We start from the raw sequence: 20,301 nt of genomic DNA, 5'->3' as shown, positions 1-20,301 counted from the left end.
TTCTTTTGCCTACGCATTACCCTTGACGAGAGGCCGCGCTCATGCGGCACGCCATGGAGGAGTGAGATGAGGAGCAGCAACCCGGTCTTCTCGCGACGGGGGTTCAGCCGCGACAACGGCACCGCGGGCTTCGCCGGCCAGCAGCCGCAGGCCGGGGGCCCCGCCGTCGGAACCAACCCGTACGCCGCCGGCAGCCCGGCTGTCGAGGGCGCGACGAACCCGTACGCGACCAACCCGTACGCCCCGCAGGACACGCAGCTCGGCGCGCCGCAGCAGGTCCGCGGCGACGTGATGACGATCGACGACGTCGTGAGCCGTACGGCCATGACGCTCGGCACGGTCGTGCTCACCGCCGTCCTGTCCTGGTTCCTGCTGCCGGTCGACTCGGCCAACCTGGGCAAGTCCTACGGCATCGCCATCGGCGCCGCCCTGGTCGCGCTCGTCCTCGCGCTCGTGCAGTCCTTCAAGCGCAAGGCCTCGCCCGCGCTGATCCTGGGCTACGCGGCCTTCGAGGGTGTCTTCCTCGGAGTGATCTCGGCCGCCGTCTCGACGTACATCGCCGACGGTGTGGTCATGCAGGCGGTCCTGGGCACGATGGCGGTCTTCGCCGGTGTCCTGATCGCCTACAAGATGGGCTGGATCCGCGTCAACCGACGCTTCTACGGCTTCGTGATGGCCGCTGCCATGGGCTTCATGCTGCTCATGGTGGTCAACCTGCTGTTCTCCGTCTTCGGCGGCGGTGACGGCCTCGGCTTCCGCAGCGGTGGCCTCGGCATCCTCTTCGGTGTCATCGGTGTCATCCTGGGCGCCTGCTTCCTCGCCCTCGACTTCAAGCAGGTCGAGGACGGCGTGAACTACGGCGCTCCGCGCGAGGAGGCCTGGCTGGCCGCCTTCGGTCTCACCATGACCCTGGTGTGGATCTACCTGGAGATGCTGCGCCTGCTGTCGATCCTGCAGGGCGACGACTGACGCACCCCCTGACTCGGGGGGAAGGGCCCGTCCGGCTTCGTGCCGGGCGGGCCCTTCCGCGTGTCCGGCCCCCTCACCGCGTCCGGGCTACCGCGCCGCGTCGAGCAGGGTGCGGGCCGCGGCCTTCGCCTGCGCGGCCGGTTCGGGGGAGCCGGTGATGCCCGCGACGGCCATGGCGCCGTTGGCGAGCAGGGACAGCTGGCCGGCGAGGACGGGCGGGGCGCCGAGAGCGTCCGTCTGCTCGGCGAAGTACGCCCGCAGGGCCTCCTTGTGGTCGCGTGCGGCGGCGGCGACCGACGGGGCGACGCCGCCGAGCTCCCCGAAGGTGTTGATGAACGCGCACCCCCGGAAGCCGGGCTCCGCGAACCATTCGGCCAGCCAGTCGAAGACCGCGAGCGCCCGCTCGTACGGCCCGCCCGCGACCCGCTCGCCGTGCGCGGCGAGTGCGGCGCGGACGGTCTCGTCGCGGCGCCGCAGGACGGCTTCCACCAGGAGGTCCTTCGAGGGGAAGACCTGGTAGAGCCGCTTGAGCGAGACGCCGGACGCGGTGCGGATGGCGTCCATGCCGACCGCCTGCACCCCGCGCTCGTCGAAGAGCCGCCCGGCGGTGTCGAGCACCTTCAGCTCGGCGGATTCCGCGTCCATCGTCCGATCACCCCTTGCGTGGAGAACCATCGTTCTCGTAGCCTACAGGGCACGGGGAGAACGATCGTTCTCCCGGTCGGATTCCGCCCACCCGAAACGGGGAGCCAGCCATGTCTGCCTTCGCCCACCGCGCCCGCACCGTCACCGTCGACGGGCTCGACGTCTTCTACCGGGAGGCCGGCGACCCGGCGAACCCCACCCTCGTCCTGCTCCACGGCTTCCCGAGCAGTTCGCACATGTACCGGGGTCTGATCGCCGAGCTCGCCGACACGTACCATCTGATCGCCCCCGACCACATCGGCTTCGGCGCCTCCGCCGCACCCGCCGTCGACGACTTCACGTACAGCTTCGACCGGCTCACCGAGATCACCCTGGAACTGCTCGACCGGATCGGCGCCGACCGGTTCGCCCTCTACGTCCATGACTACGGGGCCCCCGTCGGCCTCCGGATCGCCTCCCGGCACCCCGAGCGGGTCACCGCGATCGTCAGCCAGAGCGGCAACGCCTACCGGGAGGGCTTCACGCCCTTCTGGGACGTGCTCTTCGCCCATGCCCGGGACCGTGCGGCGAACGAGGCAGCCGTACGGGACCTGCTGACCGCGGAGGCCACCCGCTGGCAGTACACCCACGGCGTACCCGCCGACCGCCTCGACCGGATCGCCCCCGAGACCTGGACCCTCGACCAGGCCGGCCTCGACCGGCCCGGCAACAAGGAGATCCAGCTCCAGCTGTTCTGGGACTACCAGTTCAACCTGGACGGCTACCCGGTCTTCCAGGAGTACTTCCGCACCCACCGGCCGCCACTGCTCGCGGTCTGGGGGCGCGGCGACGAGATCTTCGGCCCGGCCGGTGCCGAGGCCTTCGCCCGCGACCTGCCGGACGCCGAGATCCACCTCCTGGACGCCGGGCACTTCGCCCTCGAGACCCACGGCGAGGAGATCGCCGCACTCGTCCGGGACTTCCTCGGCCGGCACGTGGGGTGAGCCGGGGGCGGGGTGGCCCGACGCCGTCCGGCCGTTGGCGAGGGGGCCGGGGCGGCGCGTAGGGTCACGGGGTGCGCGATACGAGTGAACTGACCGCCGCCGTCGAGCGCTTCGCCGACCGGCTGCGGGCCGCCCCGCAGAGCCGCCTCCAGCGTGGTGCGGCCGCCGAAGGGCTTGCCCTGGCCCGCGAGCTGGCCGTGCGGGCCCAGCGGGCCGAGGACCCGGAGCGGGAGCCGGTGCTCATGCCCGACGTCGGCGTCTTCACCGTCGCCGACCAGCTCCTCGTCGCCGGGAACGACCTGGCCGAGATCCTGCGAACGGCCCCGGCCGATTCCCGCGAGGGGGAACTGGGCGAGGCCGTGAGGCTGGTACGGGAGGCGGCGGAGCGCTCGGGGCTGTGACTGCCGGAGGATGCCCTACAGCGAGGCGATGACGCGGTCCGCCAGGATGTAGACGTTCTCCTCGTCGGACTCGCCGTACGAGAAGGTCAGGGCGAAGGCGCCAGAGACGCCCGAGCCGCCGAGCAGCACCGGCGTACGCCCGGTGCGCAGGGCCTCCGCAAGGCGTTCCGCGGTCTCGCGGTGCCCCGGGGTCATGCAGAGCGTCGTACCGTCCGCGAAGACGTACACGTCGAGCGTGCCGAGCGGGCCCGGCCGCACGTCCGTGAGCGCCGTGCGGGTGTCGGCCAGCTCCTCCAGGCGCGCCACCGTCCGCTCGTGGTCGGTGACGACCGGCGTCTGCACCGGCACGAAGTCCGGGTGCGAGGGGTGACGGCGGCGGGCCGCGGCCAGCTCCGCCGAGTCCTCGGGGTACTCGTCGAAGGCGTCGAACGCGTCGGGGCCGTCGAGCTGGGCCGCCTCCGCCTCCATGGCCTCCAGGGCCATCGCCTCAAGACCCACGAAGTCGGACTGGCGGGGCACGAAGAAGGAGCCGTCCTCGGCCGGGCCCCCGAGGCCGCCGAGCAGCGACGGGGCGTCGGCCGCGTCCCGGGCCTCCTGCGCGGCCCAGAAGGCGCGGGCCTCCGCGAGCTCGCGCTCGCGTTCCTCGGCCAGCGCGTCCGCGACCGCGGCCCGTATCTCCGCGGCGGGCGTGGCGCGGGCTGCGGGAACGGTGACGGCGCGCCCGGCCGCCAGTTCGCTCCGCAGGGCCGTGACCTGCTTGCGGAGACCGTGGACGGCATGCAGGGCGGCAGCGCCCACGGCCGTGGCAGCGGCCGTGGTCAGCAGCAGGGCAAGAGGCATGGTGCTCACTGACGTACTCCCGGTTCCGAGTCGATCCCCCGACTTCCTACATCAGCTTGTCCTGGGGTGGGGCCCGCTGTCAGTGCATTACGTCACGAATTGGACAGGTATTTCTGCCAGGTGTTTGGTCCCGAAACGGCTCTGACCTGGGAAAACGAACTCCCCCGGGATATAGGTCACATCCTGGGGGAGATTCGGTCACGGCTCGGACGCGGGACGGTTGACCGCCCCGCCGACGGTCAGCTCAGACGCTCGATGACCATCGCCATGCCCTGGCCGCCGCCGACGCACATGGTCTCCAGGCCGAACTGCTTGTCGTGGAACTGGAGGCTGTTGATCAGCGTGCCGGTGATGCGGGCGCCGGTCATGCCGAAGGGGTGGCCGACGGCGATCGCGCCACCGTTGACGTTCACCTTGTCCAGATCCAGACCCAGCTCCTGGTAGGACGGGATGACCTGGGCGGCGAAGGCCTCGTTGATCTCGGCCAGGTCGATGTCGCCGATGGTCAGCCCGGCGCGCTTGAGGGCCTGCTTCGACGCCTCGACCGGGCCGAGGCCCATGATCTCGGGGGAGAGGCCGGAGACGCCGGTGGAGACGATGCGCGCCAGCGGCGTCAGGCCGAGCTCGCGGGCCTTGGTGTCCGACATGATCACGAGCGCGGCGGCGCCGTCGTTCAGCGGGCAGCAGTTGGCGGCGGTGACCATGCCGTCGGGGCGGAACACCGGCTTGAGGCCCTGCACGCCCTCCAGGGTGACGCCGGCGCGCGGGCCGTCGTCCGTGGAGACGACCGTGCCGTCCGGGAGGGTCACCGGAGTGATCTCGCGCTCCCAGAAGCCGTTCTTGATGGCCTGCTCGGCGAGGTTCTGCGACCGTACGCCGAACTCGTCCATCTCGCGGCGGCCGATGCCCTTGACGCGGGCCAGGTTCTCGGCGGTCTGGCCCATCGCGATGTACGCGTCCGGGACGACGCCGTCCTCGCGCGGGTCGTGCCAGGTGGAGCCCTCGGAGGCGGCGACCTCGGCGGTGCGGGCCTCGGCCTCGGCGAAGAACGGGTTGCGCGTGTCGGGCAGCGAGTCCGAGTTGCCCTTCACGAAGCGGGACACCATCTCGACGCCGGCCGAGACGAAGACGTCGCCCTCGCCCGCCTTGATCGCGTGCAGCGCCATGCGGGAGGTCTGGAGCGAGGAGGAGCAGTAGCGGGTGACCGTGCAGCCCGGCAGGTGGTCCATGCCCATCTGCACGGCGACGATCCGGCCCAGGTTGTTGCCCTGCTCGCCGCCGGGGAGGCCGCAGCCGAGCATCAGGTCGTCGATGTCCCGGGGGTCGAGCTCGGGGACCTTGGCGAGGGCGGCCTGGACGATGGTCGCGGTGAGGTCGTCCGGCCGCAGGTCCTTCAGGGAGCCCTTGAAGGCCCGGCCGATGGGCGAACGGGCGGTCGAGACGATCACGGCTTCGGGCATCACGGCTCCATGAGGGTGCGGTGTGAGCGGACTGAAAGGGAAGTTACCCGTACGTACCGCAGGGGTCACCGCCCAGGCGATGTGACACAGCCCTCTTTTCTAAGCGAGCGCTCAGTCATCCGGGAGTCCCCAGCCGGAGGAACGGCGTCCCGACGGGACCACCGCCTCCCGGCCAGGGCCTCACGTCTGGGCGTCCTCGGGCGCCGGCTCCGGGGTCTCCGCCGCGGGCAGACGCCGCCGCCGGCGGTGCTTGAGCAGGGCCCACGGCCCCCGCGCGCCCGTCACCTCCGTGCCCGCCTCCCTCGCCGCCTCGGCCGCCGCCTTCGCCACCGGCAGCATGTTCTCCCGCCGGGCCGGCTCGAGACGGTCGGTCTCCGGCCAGACGCCGAGCACCGCGCACATCGTCGGCAGGACGGCCATCGCCGCCGTCGCGTACCCCTCCGCCGACGGGTGGAAGCTGTCCACCCCGAACATCTCGCGCGGGTTCGCCGCGAACTCGGGGCCGAGGAGGTCGCCCAGCGACACCGTCCGCCCGCCCTGCTCCACCACCACGATCGTCTGCGCCGCCGCGAGGTGCCGCGAGGCCCGCCGGGCCAGCCAGCGCAGCGGCTGGTACACCGGCTCGATGGTCCCGAGGTCCGGGCAGGTCCCGACCACGACCTCCGCGCCCGCCGTCCGCAGCCGCCGTACCGCCGACGCCAGGAGCCGTACCGACTCCGTCGGCGGCATGCGATGCGTCACGTCGTTCGCCCCGATCATGATCACGCACACGTCCGGCGGCCCCAGGGGCTGGGCGAGCAGCAGCGACACCTGGCGCTCCAGGTCGTCCGAGCGCGCCCCGGACAGCGCCACGTTCCGCAGCACCACCGGCCGCTCCGCCACCGCCGCGAGCCCCGAGGCGAGCAGCGCGCCCGGCGTCTGGCCCGAGCGGCGCACCCCCTGACCCGCCGCCGTGGAATCACCCAGAAGGGCCAGTCGCAGCGGGTCGTCCGTGCCGAACGCGCGCCCGTACAGGCCGTCCGCGCCGGGCGGCAGCGGGGCCGCCCCGCCCCCGCCCACCGTCCGCTTCGCGAGCTGCATCTCGGCCAGCAGGACGCCCGCGGCCGCGACCCCGAGCAGCCCGATGCTCCCGCCGCCGTACGCCGCACCCGCCGCGATCCGCCGCGCCACCCTCGCCCTCGACATGAGGCCGTCACCTCCTTCAAGCCGTTCAGGGTGTAACTGCCCCGTAACCCGCTCCGACTACGCATACGCTGGCCACACCATTACGGAGACCCCGGAGATTACGGTGCAATTCCACGACTCGATGATCAGCCTCGTCGGCAACACCCCGCTGGTGAAGCTCAACAACGTCACAGCGGGCATTCAGGCGACCGTCCTGGCCAAGGTCGAGTACTTCAACCCCGGCGGCTCGGTCAAGGACCGCATCGCGCTGCGGATGATCGAGGCGGCCGAGCAGAGCGGGGCGCTGAAGCCCGGCGGCACCATCGTCGAGCCCACGTCCGGCAACACCGGCGTCGGCCTGGCGATCGTGGCCCAGCAGAAGGGCTACAAGTGCATCTTCGTCTGCCCCGACAAGGTGTCGCTCGACAAGATCAACGTCCTGCGGGCGTACGGCGCCGAGGTCGTCGTCTGCCCCACGGCGGTCGACCCGGAGCACCCGGACTCGTACTACAACGTCTCGGACCGGCTCGTCCGTGAGACGCCCGGCGCCTGGAAGCCCGACCAGTACTCCAACCCGAACAACCCGCGCTCCCACTACGAGACCACCGGTCCCGAGCTCTGGGAGCAGACGGACGGGAGGATCACCCACTTCGTGGCGGGCGTCGGCACCGGCGGCACCATCTCCGGCACCGGCAACTACCTCAAGGAGGTCAGCGGCGGCTCCGTCAAGGTCGTCGGCGCCGACCCGGAGGGCTCCGTCTACTCCGGCGGCTCCGGCCGCCCGTACCTGGTCGAGGGCGTCGGCGAGGACTTCTGGCCGACCGCGTACGACCGGAACGTCACGGACCGGATCGTCGCCGTGTCCGACAAGGACTCGTTCCAGATGACCCGCCGCCTCGCCAAGGAGGAGGGCCTCCTCGTCGGCGGCTCGTGCGGCATGGCCGTCGTCGCCGCCCTGGAGGTCGCCAAGGAGCTCGGCCCGGACGACGTCGTCGTGGTCCTCCTCCCGGACTCGGGCCGCGGGTACATGTCGAAGATCTTCAGCGATGAATGGATGGCCGACTACGGCTTCCTGGAGGACACCTCCACCGCCACCGTCGCGGACGTCCTGCGGCACAAGGAGGGCGTCATGCCCTCGCTCGTCCACATGCACCCGGACGAGACCGTCGGCCAGGCCATCGAGGTGCTGCGCGAGTACGGCGTCTCCCAGATGCCCATCGTGAAGCCGGGCGCCGGCCACCCCGACGTCATGGCCGCCGAGGTCGTCGGTTCGGTCGTCGAGCGTGAGCTCCTCGACGCCCTCTTCACCCAGCGGGCCTCCCTGGAGGACCCGCTGGAGCGTCACATGAGCTCGCCGCTGCCGCAGGTCGGCTCCGGCGAGCCCGTCGCCGACCTGATGTCCGTCCTCGGTGAGTCCGCCGACGCGGCGATCGTCCTGGTCGAGGGCAAGCCGACCGGTGTGGTGAGCCGCCAGGACCTGCTGGCCTTCCTGGCCAACGGCGGTACGAAGTAGCTCGTGCGGCCGGGCGCGGGCCGTTCGTGCAACTGGTACGAGCGCGTCACGTACCGGCAGCACCCGCTTAACACGCGTCCGGCACATTGGTGGTTGTCGGCGTCACGGACTTCCGGAGCGGCTCCCGGGCCTCCACGGACGCCACGGATGCGGAGACCGGCCCTGACCCGGGCCCGTGTCCCTCGCGGGGACCGCCGTCGTCCCGCCCCCCGGTAACGGGGGTGCGGCGGTCCCCGCGCAATCCCTCGCGCTGGCCGTCCCGGCACCCGGCTGCATATCCTTATGCAGAGTTTTCGACGGGTGAATACGGGAGGGGGCGGCATGGGGGACAGCCCGGCCGGTCGGCTGCAGGCGCTCTTCGAAGGGCACCGGCTGACGCCGACGCAGCGGCGGATCGCGCACTGCATGGTCCGGCGCGCCGGGGACGTGCCGTTCCTGTCCAGCGTCGAGCTCGCCGACCTCGCCGGGGTCAGCCAGCCCTCCGTCACCCGGTTCGCCGTCGCCCTCGGCTTCGACGGGTACCCGGCGCTCCGCCGCCACCTCCGCGAGGTCGCGCCCCCCGAGCCCGGCGGCGACGACGGGGGCGAGACGCTCAACGAGTACCAGCAGGCCGTCCTCGCCGAGATCGAGAACCTCAAGCACCTCGCCGGGCTCCTCGCCGACCCCGCGCCCGTCGAGCGGGCCGGCCGGCTGCTCGCCCGCTCCCGTCCGCTGCCCGTCCTCGGGCTGCGGGCCGCCTCCTCGCAGGCGCGTGGCTTCGCCTACTTCGCGGCCAAGGTGCACCCCGACGTCCGGCTCCTCGACGAGGGCGGTTCGATGCTCGACGACCGCGTCGACGCGGCCGTACGGGCCGGTGCCACGGCGCTGCTGTGCTTCGCGCTGCCCCGGCACCCGAGGGAGGTCGTCGAGGCCCTGGAGTACGCGCGGGCGGCCGGGCTCACGGTCGTGACCGTCGCCGAGTCGGCGTTCGCGCCCGTCGCCGCCCACAGCGACCTGCTGATCCCGGCCGCCGTCGGCACCGGGCTCGCCTTCGACACCGCATGCGCGCCGATGATGCTCGGCCGGGTCCTCCTGGAGGCCATGGCCGACGAACTCCCGGACGCGCAGGCGCGCCTGGAGGAGTTCGACACGAAGGCGGCGGCGCGGGGCCTGTTCGTCGAGTAGCCCCCACGCGCGCGGGGAGCGGGGTCAGACCTCCAGCTCGTTCTCGATCTTCTTCAGCTGGTGGCGGGCCATCGCCAGGTTCGCCCGGCCCTTGTCGAGGGCCAGGTACAGGAACAGGCCGTTGGCGCCGCGTCCCTTGAGCAGCCGGATCAGGTGGTAGTGCTTGCCGAGGGTGATGAGGATGTCCTCGATCTCGTCGTCGAGGCCCAGCATCTCCATCGCCCGGACCTTCGCCCGGACCACGTCCGTGTTGGCGGCCGCGGCCACGTTCAGGTCCAGCTCCTTGCCGCCGCCGATGGTGCCGAGCGCCATGCCGCTGGTGTAGTCGACGAGGGCCGCGCCGATCGCGCCGTCGATGGAGGCCGCTTCCTTGAGGGAGGTCTCGGTGTTCGCCATGGTGTCGTACTTCTTCCTTCTCGGGTTACGGGTTCGGTTGGTGTGCGGGTCGGTTCAGGTCCCTGCGCTCCAGCGCGCCGTCGACGAGTTCGCCTATCCGGACGCTGGACCTGCGGGCCTCCAGATGGAGCCGCCCCACGTTGATGCGGGGCTCGGCGAGCAGCGTCAGGACGGCCGAGGCGCCTGCCGCGTACGTGGCCACGTAGCCGTTGTCGCCGCGTACGAGCAGTTCGCGGAAGCGGCCCTGGCCGGTGGAGTCGGTCAGCCGCTGGCCGACGCCGAGGGCGGCGGCGGTCAGCGCGGCCACGCTCTCGGCCTCGCCGTCCACGGTGTCGTGGGCCAGGACGAGGCCGTCGGCGCTGGCCGCGAGCGCCCCGGTGAGCTGGGGCAGCCGGGCCCGCAGCCGTCTGAGCTCGCCGAGGACCTCGGCTTCTGCCGTCATGAGCTGTTTCCTTTCGGCGCGCAGGCGCAGGGCACGCCTCATCACAGGTGTGCCTCCAGGGCGTCACGGAGCCGGCGCAGCAGGGCGATGTCGGGATCGGCCACCGGCGGCGCCGGGAGGGGGGACGGTGGCGTGGGGTCGGGGCCGGGGTCGAGCGGTGTCTCGACGAGCCCGGCGGCGGCGAGCCGCCGTACGTCGAGGAGGGTGTGGAAGGCGGGCCGGCCGAGCAGCCGGGCCAGCTCCGCCGGGGTGCGCTCGCCGTCCGCCGCGGCGAGCAGGGCGCGCTGGCGGGCCCCGACGGTCTGGCCGGGGGCGGCCGGGCGGGGCACGACCGGGGCGGTGTCCACGGAGGCGTACGGCCAGACGGCGTCGAGGAGTTCACGGCGGCGTACGGTCTCGCGCTCGACGGCCTCGGCGGAGACCGGCCGCACCGTCCCGAACCAGTGCCCCACCCCGTACCGGAAGCGGGTGGGTCCGCTGGTGGGGGAGAGGGCGAAGAAGGCGGCGTCGAAGACGGCGCCCAGGTGGCAGATCTCCAGCTCGCCGTCGTGGAGCCGACCGCTGTCGACGAGGAAGCGGCCGACGGCGCGGTGGGCGCCGGCCCGGTCGACGGCCTCGTCCCAGCCCTCGCGGGGCAGGCGTCCGCCCGTGGTCAGGAGGACGTCGACGCCGGGGGAGGCGGGGCTCTCGGCGTGCACGACCCGGCCGTCGACGAGGTAGAGCGTGCCGTGGTCGCGGAGCAGGGCACCGGTGGCCTTCTCGGCGGCGAGCCGGACCAGCATGGGGGAGACGGGGGTGGCGACGGCGCTCATCCGAGGACCAGCCTTTCGGCGAGGTCGCGGAGGCGGAGCCGGGCCAGGGCGAGGTTGCCGGTGTCGCGGTCGAGCCAGAGGTGCAGGAAGACGCTGCTGTCGAAGGAGGTCTCGACGAAGCGCAGGACGTGGTAGCCGGCGCGGGTGGTGACGATCACGTCCTCGACGGGCGGCCCGTCCTCCGTGCCGTCGCCCGCCGCCACGAAGGTGTCGAACTCGGCGGCGGAGCGTGCGAGTTCGGCGGTCTCGGCGGCCGTGGTCTCGTGGTCCCCGACCGGTGAGTCACCCGCCGTCCCGAGGGCGAGCCCGCTGGTCCAGTCGACCAGGGAGGCTCCGCGAGCGCCCGGCAGGGCCATGGCCTCCAGAAGGCACTCGTCGATTCCGGGCACGCGGTTTCCCCTCCCGATGCGGCGTGCGAACGTGTGGCAGTGACGGTGACGTTACTGAACGCAGCGCTCCGGGGGAGGGGTTCTGGCATTTTCCATATGAACATGCCAGCGTCTGGGGAGAATTGTGCCCGGCGGACGGGCGGACCTTGTCAGGTCCGCGACTCCACGGCGTTCGCGATGTCGGACAGGTCCTTCGCGAGCGCCTTGGCGACCGCCTTCGCGCCGAAGCGGGTCATGAGGCGGCCGAGGAGTCCCGGGCGGCGGCCGTGGGCCGGCCGTGCGGAGAAGGTCATCCGCAGGGTGGTCGCCCCCGTTCCGTCGGGCGTGAGGGTGAGCTCGGAGACGTAGTGCATGCCGTGCGAGTCCGCGACCGTGACGTACCGGTCGGGCGGCACGCACTCCGTCACGGTCATCTCCTCCGTGGCCTCCTTGCCCAGCATCCGCCGGGTCTCCCGCCAGCGCGTCCCCACCCCGAAGCCGCCCTCGGTGAGCACCTCCACCCGCTCGACGCCCGAGAGGACGCGGGGCATGTCCCGCAGGTCGGTGATCGCCTCCCAGACCCGCCCGGGGGAGGCGTCGACCCGCCGCTCGACGACGACGGATGTGGTGTCCGTACCGGTTCCAGTCATGGCCTCATCGAAGCCGGGCCGCCGGTCCCCCGCTACCGGAACCGCCCGGTCCGTGCTGTCCGTGTCCGTGCGCCGCCTCCCGGACCAGCGCGTCCGCGTGGGCCCCGCCCGATTCGGCGACGATCTCCGCGAGCGTCTGGGGCGTCCGCACGGTCGCGAAGGTCACCGCTCCGTCGTCGGCCACCGTGAAGCCGTGGATACCGGGCCGGGGCAGGCTGTTGTACGCGTAGTGGTGGGCGAAGTAGTACGCGCCGGTGTCGGGGACGGCCACCACGTCGCCCGGGTGGAGCAGCGGCAGCTCCCGGTTCACGGCGAGCAGGTCCCCGGCGAAGCAGGCGGGGCCCGCCACGTCCTGGGCAACGGTCTCCCCGGTGCGGGGGCGGCCTTCGGAGTCGTACGCGAGGACGCGCAGCGGCCAGGACCCGGGGGCGTAGACCGTACGGGTGGCCAGCTGCACGCCCGCGTGGGTGACGGCGATCGGGCGACCCCCGGAGCTCTTGGTGTACTCCACCCGGGCGAGGATCGTGCCGTGCTTGGCGAGCAGCGAGCGGCCGAACTCGGTCACCAGGCGGTAGCGGCCGTCGAAGAGCCCCGGGACGGTGTCGGCGAGCAGCCCGGCGTACTCCGCGTACGTCGGTGTCTCCTCGTCGGAGCCGAAGTCGACCGGCAGTCCGCCCCCGATGTCGAGGGTGTCGATCCGCTGCTCGCCGGCGGCGCGGTTGATCTCCTCGGCGAGCGCGTAGGCCGCCCCGACCCCTTCGGCCATGAGGGCGAGCGGGACGCCCTGGGAGCCGGTGTGGGTGTGCAGCCGGGTCAGCCACGGCCGGTCGAGGAAGGCCTGGACGACGGCCTCGCGCGCGCCCTCGTCGCGGAGCGCCACGCCGAACTTGGAGGTGGCGGTCGCGGTCGAGAGGGAGCCGATGGAGCCGGGTCCGACCTGGGGGTTCACCCGCAGGCCGAGCGGTGAGGAGGTGGGGGCGGAGGCGACGAGGGCGTCGAGGCGGGCCAGCTCCTGGAGGTTGTCGGCGTTGACGGCGATGCCGAGCGCGAGGGCCTGGCGGAGTTCGGCGGGGGTCTTGGCGGGGGAGTCGAGCACGGTGTGGGTGGGCGGGACCCCGGCGGCGCGCGCGAGGGCCAGCTCGCCGGGGCTGGCCACCTCGACGCCGAGCCCGGCTTCGTGGAGCAGGCGCAGGACGGGCACGAGCGGGGCGGCCTTCACGGCGAAGGCGTGCAGCACCCTGGCGTCGGTGACGGCGGCGAACGCGCTGGTGAGGGCGGCGGCGGAGGCGCGGATGCCGGCGGTGTCGAGGAGGGCGACGACCGGTTCGGCGGCGGAGAGGAGTCCTTGGTCGACGGAGGCTCGGACGGCGAGATCGCGGCGGGAGGAGGCCATGCGGTCCATCCTCGTCGACGGGTTCACCGGCATGCGTGAGGGCGGCCCTGTTGACTACATCTATTCATATCGCCAGGATGTGAATAACTGAACGACATTCGAGGAGGCACCGCCATGTCAGGACCCCGCCCCGTACGGGCCCCGCGCGGTACGGAACTGAGCGCCCTGGGATGGCAGCAGGAGGCCGCCCTCCGGATGCTCCAGAACAACCTCGACCCCGAGGTCGCCGAGCACCCCGACAAGCTCGTCGTCTACGGCGGCACCGGCAAGGCCGCCCGCGACTGGCGCTCCTTCGACGCCATGGTCCGCACCCTGCGCACCCTCAAGCAGGACGAGACGATGCTCGTCCAGTCCGGCCGCCCCGTCGGCGTCATGCAGACCCACGAGTGGGCCCCGCGCGTCCTCATCGCCAACTCCAACCTCGTCGGCGACTGGGCCAACTGGGAGGAGTTCCGGCGCCTGGAGCAGCTCGGACTCACCATGTACGGCCAGATGACGGCCGGGTCCTGGATCTACATCGGCACCCAGGGCATCCTCCAGGGCACCTACGAGACCTTCGCCGCAGTCGCCGCCAAGAAGTTCGGCGGCACCCTCGCCGGCACCATCACGCTGACCGCCGGCCTCGGCGGCATGGGCGGCGCCCAGCCGCTCGCCGTGACGATGAACGACGGCGTCGCGATCTGCGTCGACGTCGACCCGCGCGCCATCGAGCGCCGCATCGAGCACCGCTACCTCGACGTCAGGGCCGACGACCTCGCCCACGCCCTCGCCCTCGCCACCGAGGCACGCGACGCCCGCCGCCCGCTCTCCATCGGCCTCCTCGGCAACGCCGCCGAACTGGTCCCGCAGATGCTGGCCGAGGGCGCCCCGATCGACATCGTCACCGACCAGACGAGCGCCCACGACCCGCTCTCCTACCTCCCCGTGGGCGTGGCCTTCGAGGACATGGCCTCCTACGCGGCCAAGGACCCGGCGGGCTTCACCACCCGGGCCCGCGAGTCGATGGCCCGGCACGTCGAGGCCATGGTCGGCTTCATGGACGCGGGCGCCGAGGTCTTCGACTACGGCAACTCGATCCGGGGCGAGGCCCGGCTCGCCGGCTACGACCGCGCGTTCGCCTTCCCCGGCTTCGTCCCCGCGTACATCCGGCCGCTGTTCTGCGAGGGCAAGGGCCCGTTCCGCTGGGCCGCGCTCTCCGGCGAGGCCTCGGACATCCACAAGACCGACAAGGCGATCCTGGAACTGTTCCCCGAGAACGAGTCCCTGCACCGCTGGATCAAGATGGCCGGCGAGCGCGTCCACTTCCAGGGCCTCCCGGCGCGCATCTGCTGGCTCGGCCAGGGCGAGCGCGACAAGGCGGGCGACATGTTCAACGACATGGTCGGCGACGGCACCCTCGCCGCGCCCCTCGCGATCGGCCGCGACCACCTCGACTGCGGCTCCGTCGCCTCCCCGTACCGCGAGACGGAGGCCATGCTCGACGGCTCCGACGCGATCGCCGACTGGCCGCTCCTCAACGCGATGGTCAACGTCGCGTCCGGCGCCTCATGGGTGTCCCTGCACCACGGCGGCGGCGTCGGCATGGGCCGCTCCATCCACGCCGGCCAGGTCTCGGTGGCGGACGGCACGGCCCTCGCGGGCGAGAAGATCCGCCGCGTCCTGACCAACGACCCGGGCATGGGCGTCATCCGCCACGTCGACGCGGGCTACGACATCGCGGAGCGGGTCGCGGACGAGAAGGGCGTCCGCGTCCCGATGCGCGAGGGCGCCCAGGACGACGAGGGTGTCTCCGCGTGAGTGCCACCTTCCACGCCATGTGGCGGTCGCTGCGCCCCATCGGCCGCAGCGCCGCCTCCGGCGGCTACCGGCGCTACGCCTGGACGGACGCCGACGCCGACTGCCGGCTCTGGTTCCGGATGCAGGCCGAGGCCCGCCGCCTGGACGTCGAGACCGACCGCAACGGCAACCAGTGGGCCTGGCTCGGCGACCCGACGGCCGGGAACGCGGTCGTCACCGGCTCCCACCTCGACTCCGTCCCCGACGGCGGCGCCTTCGACGGCCCCCTCGGCGTGGTCTCCGCCTTCGCCGCGCTCGACGAACTGCGCTCCCGGGGCGTCTCGTTCAAGCGGCCCCTCGCCATCACCAACTTCGGCGACGAGGAAGGCGCCCGCTTCGGCCTCGCCTGTGTCGGATCCCGCCTCACCGCCGGACGCCTGACGAAGGAGCAGGCGTACGAGCTCCGCGACGCCTCCGGGACCAGCCTCCCGCAGGCCATGGAGGCCGCCGGGTACGACCCGTCCGCCATCGGCCCCGACCCGGAGCGCCTCTCCCGCATCGGCGCGTTCGTCGAACTGCACGTCGAGCAGGGGCGCGCCCTGGACCTGTCCGGGGACGCCGTCGGCATCGCCTCCTCCATCTGGCCGCACGGCCGCTGGCGGTACGACTTCGCCGGCGAGGCCAACCACGCGGGTACCACCCGGCTCGTCGACCGCCGCGACCCGATGCTCAGCTACGCGGAGACGGTCCTCGCCGCCCGCCGCGAGGCCGAACTCGCCGGCGCCGTCGCCACCTTCGGGAAGATCGCCGTCGAGCCGAACGGCGTCAACGCCATCCCGTCCCTGGTCAGGGGCTGGCTCGACGCCCGCGCCGCCGACCAGAGCTCCCTGGACAAGGTCGTCACGGGCATCGAGGCGGAAGCCCGCGCCTACGCCGAACGCCACGGCATCGACCTCACCGTCGTCCAGGAGTCCTTCACCCCCGTCGTGGACTTCTCGCACGCCCTGCGCGACGAGATGTCCCGGATCCTCGGCGCCTCCGGGAAGGTCCCGGTCCTCGGCACGGGCGCCGGCCACGACGCGGGTATTTTGTCCGAATCGATCCCGACCGCCATGCTGTTCGTGCGGAACCCCACCGGCGTCTCGCACTCCCCGGCCGAGTTCGCGGCCGAGGACGACTGCGTGGCCGGGGTCCTCGCACTCGCCGACGTACTGGAGGAGCTGGCGTGCCGCTGACGACGTACTGGCTGGAACACGCCTGGCTCGACACGTACGCCGAACCGGGCGTCGCCCTGGACGTGGACTCCGACGGCCGCATCGCCGCGGTACGCACGGGGGTGGACGCCCCGCCCCCGGGCGCCGTCGTCCTGCGCGGCCTCACCGTCCCCGGCCTCGCCAACGCCCACTCGCACGCCTTCCACCGCGCCCTGCGCGGCACCGTCCAGGTCGGCTCCGGCACCTTCTGGACCTGGCGCGAGGTCATGTACACCGTCGCCCAACGCCTCACCCCCGACACCTACTTCGCCCTGGCCCGCGCCGTGTACGCGGAGATGGCGCTCGCGGGCGTCACCGCCGTCGGCGAGTTCCACTACCTCCACCACGCGCCCGGCGGCACCCCGTACGCCGACCCCAACGCCATGGGCGAGGCCCTGATCGCCGCCGCCGCCGACGCCGGCATCCGCATCACCCTCCTCGACACCGCCTACCTCTCCTCCGGCTTCGGCGCCGCACCCGAACACCACCAGCTCCGCTTCACCGACGGCACGGCGGACGCCTGGGCCGAACGGGCCGAGCGGCTGAAGGACCGCGACGGCGTACGGATCGGAGCGGCGATCCACTCCGTACGGGCGGTCCCGGCGGACCAGCTGGCCACGGTGGCCCGATGGGCCCAGGACCGGCAGGCGCCCCTCCACGTCCACCTGTCGGAGCAGACCGCCGAGAACGACGCCTGCCTCGCGGCCCACGGCCTGACCCCGACGCGGCTCCTCGCCGAGCACGGCGTCCTCGGCCCCCGCACCACGGGCGTCCACAACACCCACCTGACGGACGGCGACATCTCCCTCCTCGGCTCGTCGGCCACCGGCACCTGCATGTGCCCGACGACCGAACGCGACCTGGCCGACGGCATCGGCCCGGCGATGGCGCTCCAGCGGGCGGGCTCGCCGCTGTCCCTGGGCAGCGACAGCCACGCCGTCATCGACCTCCTGGAGGAGGCGCGGGCCATGGAACTGAACGAACGCCTGCGCAGCCGCACCCGCGGTCACTGGACGGCGGCGGCACTGCTCCGCGCGGCCACCGCCGACGGCCACGCGGCCCTCGGCTGGGCGGACGCGGGCACCCTGGAGGCGGGCGCGCTCGCCGACTTCACGACGATCGCCCTGGACAGCGTCAGGACAGCGGGACCGGTACCGCGTCTGGCAGCCGAGACGGCGGTATTCGCCGCGTCGGCCGCGGACGTGCGTCACACGGTCGTGGCCGGACGCCATGTCGTACGGGACGGGGTCCACTCCTCCGTACCGGACGTGGCGCGGGCCCTCGCGGACTCGATCGCCGCCCTGCGCGGCTGAAGGAGACACCCCTCACCATGGACACCGGCCCCGCGGCGATGAACAACCCGGCGGCGACCTCCGCCCCCACCAGCGCGAACAGCGCCGTGGCGAACACCGCCACCGCCATCGTCAACATCGCCAGTCTCGTCACCAACGACCCCTCCCTCGGATGGGGGTCCCCCCGCTCGAGCAAGTTCGAGAGCGGGGGAGGCACCCCCCTGGGCCTGATCCAGGACGCGGCCGTCGTCATCGACGGCGACCGCGTCGTCTGGGTCGGTGAATCCAGCAAAGCACCCGCCACTGACAACCGGGTCGACGCGGGCGGCCGGGCCGTGATCCCCGGCTTCGTCGACTCCCACTCGCACCTCGTCTTCGCGGGCGACCGCACGGCCGAGTTCAGCGCCCGCATGTCCGGCCGGCCGTACCAGGCGGGCGGCATCCGCACCACGGTCGCGGCGACGCGCGCCGCGAGCGACGCGGACCTGGAGCGCAACCTGAGGCGCTACCTCGACGAGGCCCTCCGGCAGGGCACGACCACCTTCGAGACGAAGTCCGGCTACGGCCTGACGGTCGAGGACGAGGCCCGCGCCCTGCGCATCGCGGCCGGCCACACCGACGAGGTGACCTACCTCGGCGCGCACATCGTCTCCCCGGACTACGCGGACGACCCGGCGGCGTACGTGGAACTCGTGACGGGCGAGATGCTCGACGCCTGCGCCCCGTACGCCCGCTGGATCGACGTCTTCTGCGAGAAGGGCGCCTTCGACGGCGACCAGGCCCGCGCCATCCTCACCGCCGGCAAGGCGAAGGGCCTCCACCCCCGGGTGCACGCCAACCAGCTCACGTTCGGCCCGGGGGTCCAGCTGGCGGTGGAACTGGACGCGGCCAGCGCGGACCACTGCACGCACCTGACGGACGCGGACGTGGACGCCCTGGCGCACTCGTCGACGGTGGCGACCCTCCTGCCGGGTGCCGAGTTCTCGACCCGGGCCCAGTGGCCGAACGCCCGCCGCCTCCTGGACGCGGGCGCGACGGTGGCCCTGTCCACGGACTGCAACCCGGGCTCGTCGTTCACGTCCTCCGTCCCGTTCTGCATCGCGCTCGCGGTACGGGACATGGGCATGACCCCCGACGAAGCGCTCTGGTCCGCCACGGCCGGCGGCGCGGCAGCCCTCCGCCGCACGGACGTGGGCCGCCTGACCGCGGGCGCGCGGGCGGACCTGCTCCTTCTGGACGCCCCGTCCCACGTCCACCTGGCGTACCGGCCGGGAGTGCCGCTGGTGGCGGGGGTGTGGCGCGCGGGCGTACTGTCCTGGCCGCCGCGCTGGGCCGCATGACCCTGAACGCCTGCGGCGCGGCGGACCCGAGCGGCAGGACGTCCGCCGTGGGCGCCACCGTCCCGGAGAAGCCGAAGCGGAAGCCGTAGCCGGACGCGCCCCTGCCCTGACCGATCCGTCAGGGCGGCCGTGCCGACCGCCCCTCGGACAGACCGCTCCCCACCCTGTCCGCTCCGCACGGCCTGGTCAGGGAAAGACCGAGTATCCCTGTCTCGGAGGGTTCCGGACGGGTACCGTCCTGTCCTGGCAGTACTCAGGGGACCGGGGGGTCGGCAAGGTGAGCGCTTTTCGGGTGCGGATCGTGAGGCCGGGGGAGCTGAGCGAGCGCGAGATCGAGGCGTGGCGGGGCCTGCGGGCCACGTCCGGCACGCCCGCCAACCCCTTCATGGAACCGGAGTTCACGCGCGCGGTGGCCGAGGTGCGGCCCCGGTCGCGGGTCGCCGTGTGGTGGGAGGGGGACGAGCCGGTCGGCTTCCTCCCCTTCGAGAAGGGGCCGCTGGGCCAGGGCCGTGCCATCGGCTTCGGCGTCTCCGACAGCCAGGGCGCCGTCCTCCGCCCCGGGCTGCGGCCGGGCCCTCGGGCGGTGCTGCGCGCCTGCGGGATCACGATGTGGGAGTTCGACAACCTGGAGGCCGGCCAGCCCGTCTTCGCAGGCGCCGTCGACGAGTCCTTCGCCTCACCCGTGATCGACGTCGGCGAGGGATACGCGGCCTACGAAACGCTGCTGCGCGCCCAGTCGCCCAAGTTCCTCAGGACCACCCTCGCCAAGGAGCGCCGGCTCGGCCGACAGGCGGACGGCGAGGTGCGGTTCGTCTTCGACGACCGCGATCCCGCCGCGCTGCGCACCCTCATGGACTGGAAGTCCGCCCAGTACCGCAGGACCGGCCGCGGTGACCGCTTCGCCAAGGAGTGGATCACCACCCTCGTCCGGCGCCTCCACGAGCAGCGCACGCCCGGCTGCTCCGGTGTCCTGTCCGTGCTGTACGTCGGGGAGCGGCCGATCGCCGCGCACTTCGGGCTGCGGTCCGCGACCGTACTGTCCTGCTGGTTCCCCTCGTACGACCCCGAGTTCGCCAGGTACTCGCCCGGCCTCGTGCTGCACCTGCGGATGGCGGAGGCCGCCGCCGCGGCCGGGATCGGGATGCTGGACCTGGGGCGCGGTGAAGCCGAGTACAAGGACGCGCTGAAGACCGGGGAGTTGACGGTGTACGAGGGGGCCGTCTTCGTCCCGGGAGCGCGGGCCGCCGTGCACTGGCTGGGCCGGGAGCCCGCCCGGCGCGTCCACCGCTTCGTCCGCGACCGCCCCGCCCTCGCGGCCCGCGCCCGCGCCACGCTCAACGGGGTCGCCCGGCTGCGGGGGAACCGTTAGCCCCGACCCGCCGACGGCCTCCGAGGCCTCCGCGCCTTCCGTCACCCCGGTGGCCCCGCCGCCATCCCCGT

General features: G+C 72.9%; 20 protein-coding genes. 10 read left to right on the top strand and 10 right to left on the bottom strand.

Annotated elements, in window-relative coordinates; translation table 11 throughout:
- The first annotated feature begins 66 nt into the window (after window positions 1–66).
- A complete protein-coding gene (locus ACFWV2_RS21675; RefSeq protein ID WP_360793447.1) occupies window positions 67–969 on the top strand; it encodes a Bax inhibitor-1/YccA family protein in 903 nt (300 codons plus the stop codon).
- An 87-nt stretch (window positions 970–1,056) separates the two neighbouring features.
- Here the strand turns inward: ACFWV2_RS21675 and ACFWV2_RS21670 are convergent, their stop codons facing one another.
- On the bottom strand, window positions 1,057–1,614 hold the full coding sequence (locus ACFWV2_RS21670) for a TetR/AcrR family transcriptional regulator (protein WP_384406686.1): 558 nt from the start codon (window positions 1,612–1,614) through the stop codon (window positions 1,057–1,059).
- Between the two features lie 110 nt (window positions 1,615–1,724).
- Here ACFWV2_RS21670 and ACFWV2_RS21665 point away from each other — a divergent pair, with 110 nt between their 5' ends.
- Both ACFWV2_RS21665 and ACFWV2_RS21660 read left to right on the top strand, forming a co-directional pair.
- Window positions 1,725–2,597 carry an alpha/beta fold hydrolase gene (locus tag ACFWV2_RS21665; protein ID WP_384406684.1) on the top strand — a complete coding sequence of 291 codons (873 nt, stop codon included), beginning with the start codon at window positions 1,725–1,727 and terminating at the stop codon, window positions 2,595–2,597.
- Between the two features lie 71 nt (window positions 2,598–2,668).
- A complete protein-coding gene (locus tag ACFWV2_RS21660; RefSeq protein ID WP_384406682.1) occupies window positions 2,669–2,998 on the top strand; it encodes a hypothetical protein in 330 nt (109 codons plus the stop codon).
- Window positions 2,999–3,013: 15 nt separating this feature from the next.
- Here the strand turns inward: ACFWV2_RS21660 and ACFWV2_RS21655 are convergent, their stop codons facing one another.
- The 3 genes from ACFWV2_RS21655 to ACFWV2_RS21645 form a co-directional block, all read right to left on the bottom strand.
- Window positions 3,014–3,847, bottom strand: coding sequence for a hypothetical protein (locus ACFWV2_RS21655; RefSeq protein ID WP_360793455.1), 834 nt, complete (start codon window positions 3,845–3,847; stop codon window positions 3,014–3,016).
- A 230-nt stretch (window positions 3,848–4,077) separates the two neighbouring features.
- Window positions 4,078–5,298: an acetyl-CoA C-acetyltransferase gene (locus ACFWV2_RS21650; protein WP_360793457.1), complete on the bottom strand. Its 1,221-nt coding sequence runs from the start codon at window positions 5,296–5,298 to the stop codon at window positions 4,078–4,080.
- A gap of 180 nt (window positions 5,299–5,478) precedes the next feature.
- Window positions 5,479–6,468 carry an SGNH/GDSL hydrolase family protein gene (locus ACFWV2_RS21645; RefSeq protein ID WP_384406843.1) on the bottom strand — a complete coding sequence of 330 codons (990 nt, stop codon included), beginning with the start codon at window positions 6,466–6,468 and terminating at the stop codon, window positions 5,479–5,481.
- Between the two features lie 118 nt (window positions 6,469–6,586).
- Between ACFWV2_RS21645 and ACFWV2_RS21640 the strand changes: the two genes are divergently transcribed.
- Together ACFWV2_RS21640 and ACFWV2_RS21635 are read left to right on the top strand one after the other, a co-directional pair.
- Window positions 6,587–7,975 carry a cystathionine beta-synthase gene (locus ACFWV2_RS21640; RefSeq protein ID WP_384406680.1) on the top strand — a complete coding sequence of 463 codons (1,389 nt, stop codon included), beginning with the start codon at window positions 6,587–6,589 and terminating at the stop codon, window positions 7,973–7,975.
- 321 nt (window positions 7,976–8,296) lie between these two features.
- Window positions 8,297–9,139, top strand: coding sequence for a MurR/RpiR family transcriptional regulator (locus ACFWV2_RS21635; RefSeq protein WP_384406678.1), 843 nt, complete (start codon window positions 8,297–8,299; stop codon window positions 9,137–9,139).
- Window positions 9,140–9,163: 24 nt separating this feature from the next.
- On the opposite strand, the gene ACFWV2_RS21630 is transcribed toward ACFWV2_RS21635, so the two are convergent.
- From ACFWV2_RS21630 to ACFWV2_RS21605, 6 genes are all read right to left on the bottom strand, one after another.
- A complete protein-coding gene (locus ACFWV2_RS21630; RefSeq protein ID WP_384406676.1) occupies window positions 9,164–9,535 on the bottom strand; it encodes a hypothetical protein in 372 nt (123 codons plus the stop codon).
- A 25-nt stretch (window positions 9,536–9,560) separates the two neighbouring features.
- On the bottom strand, window positions 9,561–9,977 hold the full coding sequence (locus ACFWV2_RS21625) for a roadblock/LC7 domain-containing protein (protein ID WP_384406674.1): 417 nt from the start codon (window positions 9,975–9,977) through the stop codon (window positions 9,561–9,563).
- Window positions 9,978–10,018: 41 nt separating this feature from the next.
- Complete coding sequence (locus tag ACFWV2_RS21620) at window positions 10,019–10,789, bottom strand: transcriptional regulator (RefSeq protein WP_384406672.1); 771 nt, start codon at window positions 10,787–10,789, stop codon at window positions 10,019–10,021.
- Window positions 10,786–11,178, bottom strand: a complete 393-nt coding sequence (locus ACFWV2_RS21615; RefSeq protein ID WP_384406670.1) for a hypothetical protein — start codon at window positions 11,176–11,178, stop codon at window positions 10,786–10,788. Before ACFWV2_RS21615 ends, ACFWV2_RS21620 begins: the two co-directional genes overlap by 4 nt.
- Window positions 11,179–11,327: 149 nt before the next feature.
- Window positions 11,328–11,807 carry an SRPBCC family protein gene (locus ACFWV2_RS21610; RefSeq protein ID WP_360793473.1) on the bottom strand — a complete coding sequence of 160 codons (480 nt, stop codon included), beginning with the start codon at window positions 11,805–11,807 and terminating at the stop codon, window positions 11,328–11,330.
- Window positions 11,808–11,811: 4 nt separating this feature from the next.
- A complete protein-coding gene (locus tag ACFWV2_RS21605; protein WP_384406841.1) occupies window positions 11,812–13,209 on the bottom strand; it encodes a diaminopimelate decarboxylase in 1,398 nt (465 codons plus the stop codon).
- Window positions 13,210–13,314: 105 nt separating this feature from the next.
- On the opposite strand from ACFWV2_RS21605, the gene hutU reads away from it, so the two are divergent.
- The 5 genes from hutU (at window position 13,315) to ACFWV2_RS21580 (ending at window position 20,230) form a co-directional block, all read left to right on the top strand.
- Window positions 13,315–14,997, top strand: coding sequence for a urocanate hydratase (gene hutU / locus ACFWV2_RS21600; RefSeq protein ID WP_384406668.1), 1,683 nt, complete (start codon window positions 13,315–13,317; stop codon window positions 14,995–14,997).
- Window positions 14,998–15,014: 17 nt separating this feature from the next.
- Complete coding sequence (locus ACFWV2_RS21595) at window positions 15,015–16,211, top strand: allantoate amidohydrolase (RefSeq protein ID WP_384406839.1); 1,197 nt, start codon at window positions 15,015–15,017, stop codon at window positions 16,209–16,211.
- Window positions 16,202–17,542: a formimidoylglutamate deiminase gene (locus ACFWV2_RS21590; RefSeq protein ID WP_384406666.1), complete on the top strand. Its 1,341-nt coding sequence runs from the start codon at window positions 16,202–16,204 to the stop codon at window positions 17,540–17,542. Before ACFWV2_RS21595 ends, ACFWV2_RS21590 begins: the two co-directional genes overlap by 10 nt.
- Window positions 17,543–17,559: 17 nt before the next feature.
- Window positions 17,560–18,861, top strand: coding sequence for an imidazolonepropionase (gene hutI / locus ACFWV2_RS21585; protein WP_384406664.1), 1,302 nt, complete (start codon window positions 17,560–17,562; stop codon window positions 18,859–18,861).
- Between the two features lie 277 nt (window positions 18,862–19,138).
- The gene (locus tag ACFWV2_RS21580) at window positions 19,139–20,230 is read left to right on the top strand and encodes a GNAT family N-acetyltransferase (RefSeq protein WP_384406662.1); all 1,092 of its coding nucleotides are present in this window, start codon (window positions 19,139–19,141) and stop codon (window positions 20,228–20,230) included.
- Window positions 20,231–20,301 lie beyond the last annotated feature (71 nt).

The organism is Streptomyces sp. NPDC058671, assembly GCF_042716475.1.
GTDB lineage: Bacteria > Actinomycetota > Actinomycetes > Streptomycetales > Streptomycetaceae > Streptomyces.
This window is presented reverse-complemented; position numbering and strand designations above follow the sequence as displayed.

Coding starts and splice junctions, on each gene's coding strand:
- ACFWV2_RS21650 (WP_360793457.1), bottom strand. CDS start 5,298: ATGCCCGAAGCCGTGATCGTCTCGACCGCCCGTTCGCCCATCGGCCGG.
- ACFWV2_RS21605 (WP_384406841.1), bottom strand. CDS start 13,209: ATGGACCGCATGGCCTCCTCCCGCCGCGATCTCGCCGTCCGAGCCTCC.
- ACFWV2_RS21595 (WP_384406839.1), top strand. CDS start 15,015: ATGTGGCGGTCGCTGCGCCCCATCGGCCGCAGCGCCGCCTCCGGCGGC.
- ACFWV2_RS21610 (WP_360793473.1), bottom strand. CDS start 11,807: ATGACTGGAACCGGTACGGACACCACATCCGTCGTCGTCGAGCGGCGG.
- ACFWV2_RS21675 (WP_360793447.1), top strand. CDS start 67: ATGAGGAGCAGCAACCCGGTCTTCTCGCGACGGGGGTTCAGCCGCGAC.
- ACFWV2_RS21625 (WP_384406674.1), bottom strand. CDS start 9,977: ATGACGGCAGAAGCCGAGGTCCTCGGCGAGCTCAGACGGCTGCGGGCC.
- ACFWV2_RS21620 (WP_384406672.1), bottom strand. CDS start 10,789: ATGAGCGCCGTCGCCACCCCCGTCTCCCCCATGCTGGTCCGGCTCGCC.
- ACFWV2_RS21670 (WP_384406686.1), bottom strand. CDS start 1,614: ATGGACGCGGAATCCGCCGAGCTGAAGGTGCTCGACACCGCCGGGCGG.
- hutU (WP_384406668.1), top strand. CDS start 13,315: ATGTCAGGACCCCGCCCCGTACGGGCCCCGCGCGGTACGGAACTGAGC.
- hutI (WP_384406664.1), top strand. CDS start 17,560: ATGGACACCGGCCCCGCGGCGATGAACAACCCGGCGGCGACCTCCGCC.
- ACFWV2_RS21635 (WP_384406678.1), top strand. CDS start 8,297: ATGGGGGACAGCCCGGCCGGTCGGCTGCAGGCGCTCTTCGAAGGGCAC.
- ACFWV2_RS21630 (WP_384406676.1), bottom strand. CDS start 9,535: ATGGCGAACACCGAGACCTCCCTCAAGGAAGCGGCCTCCATCGACGGC.
- ACFWV2_RS21665 (WP_384406684.1), top strand. CDS start 1,725: ATGTCTGCCTTCGCCCACCGCGCCCGCACCGTCACCGTCGACGGGCTC.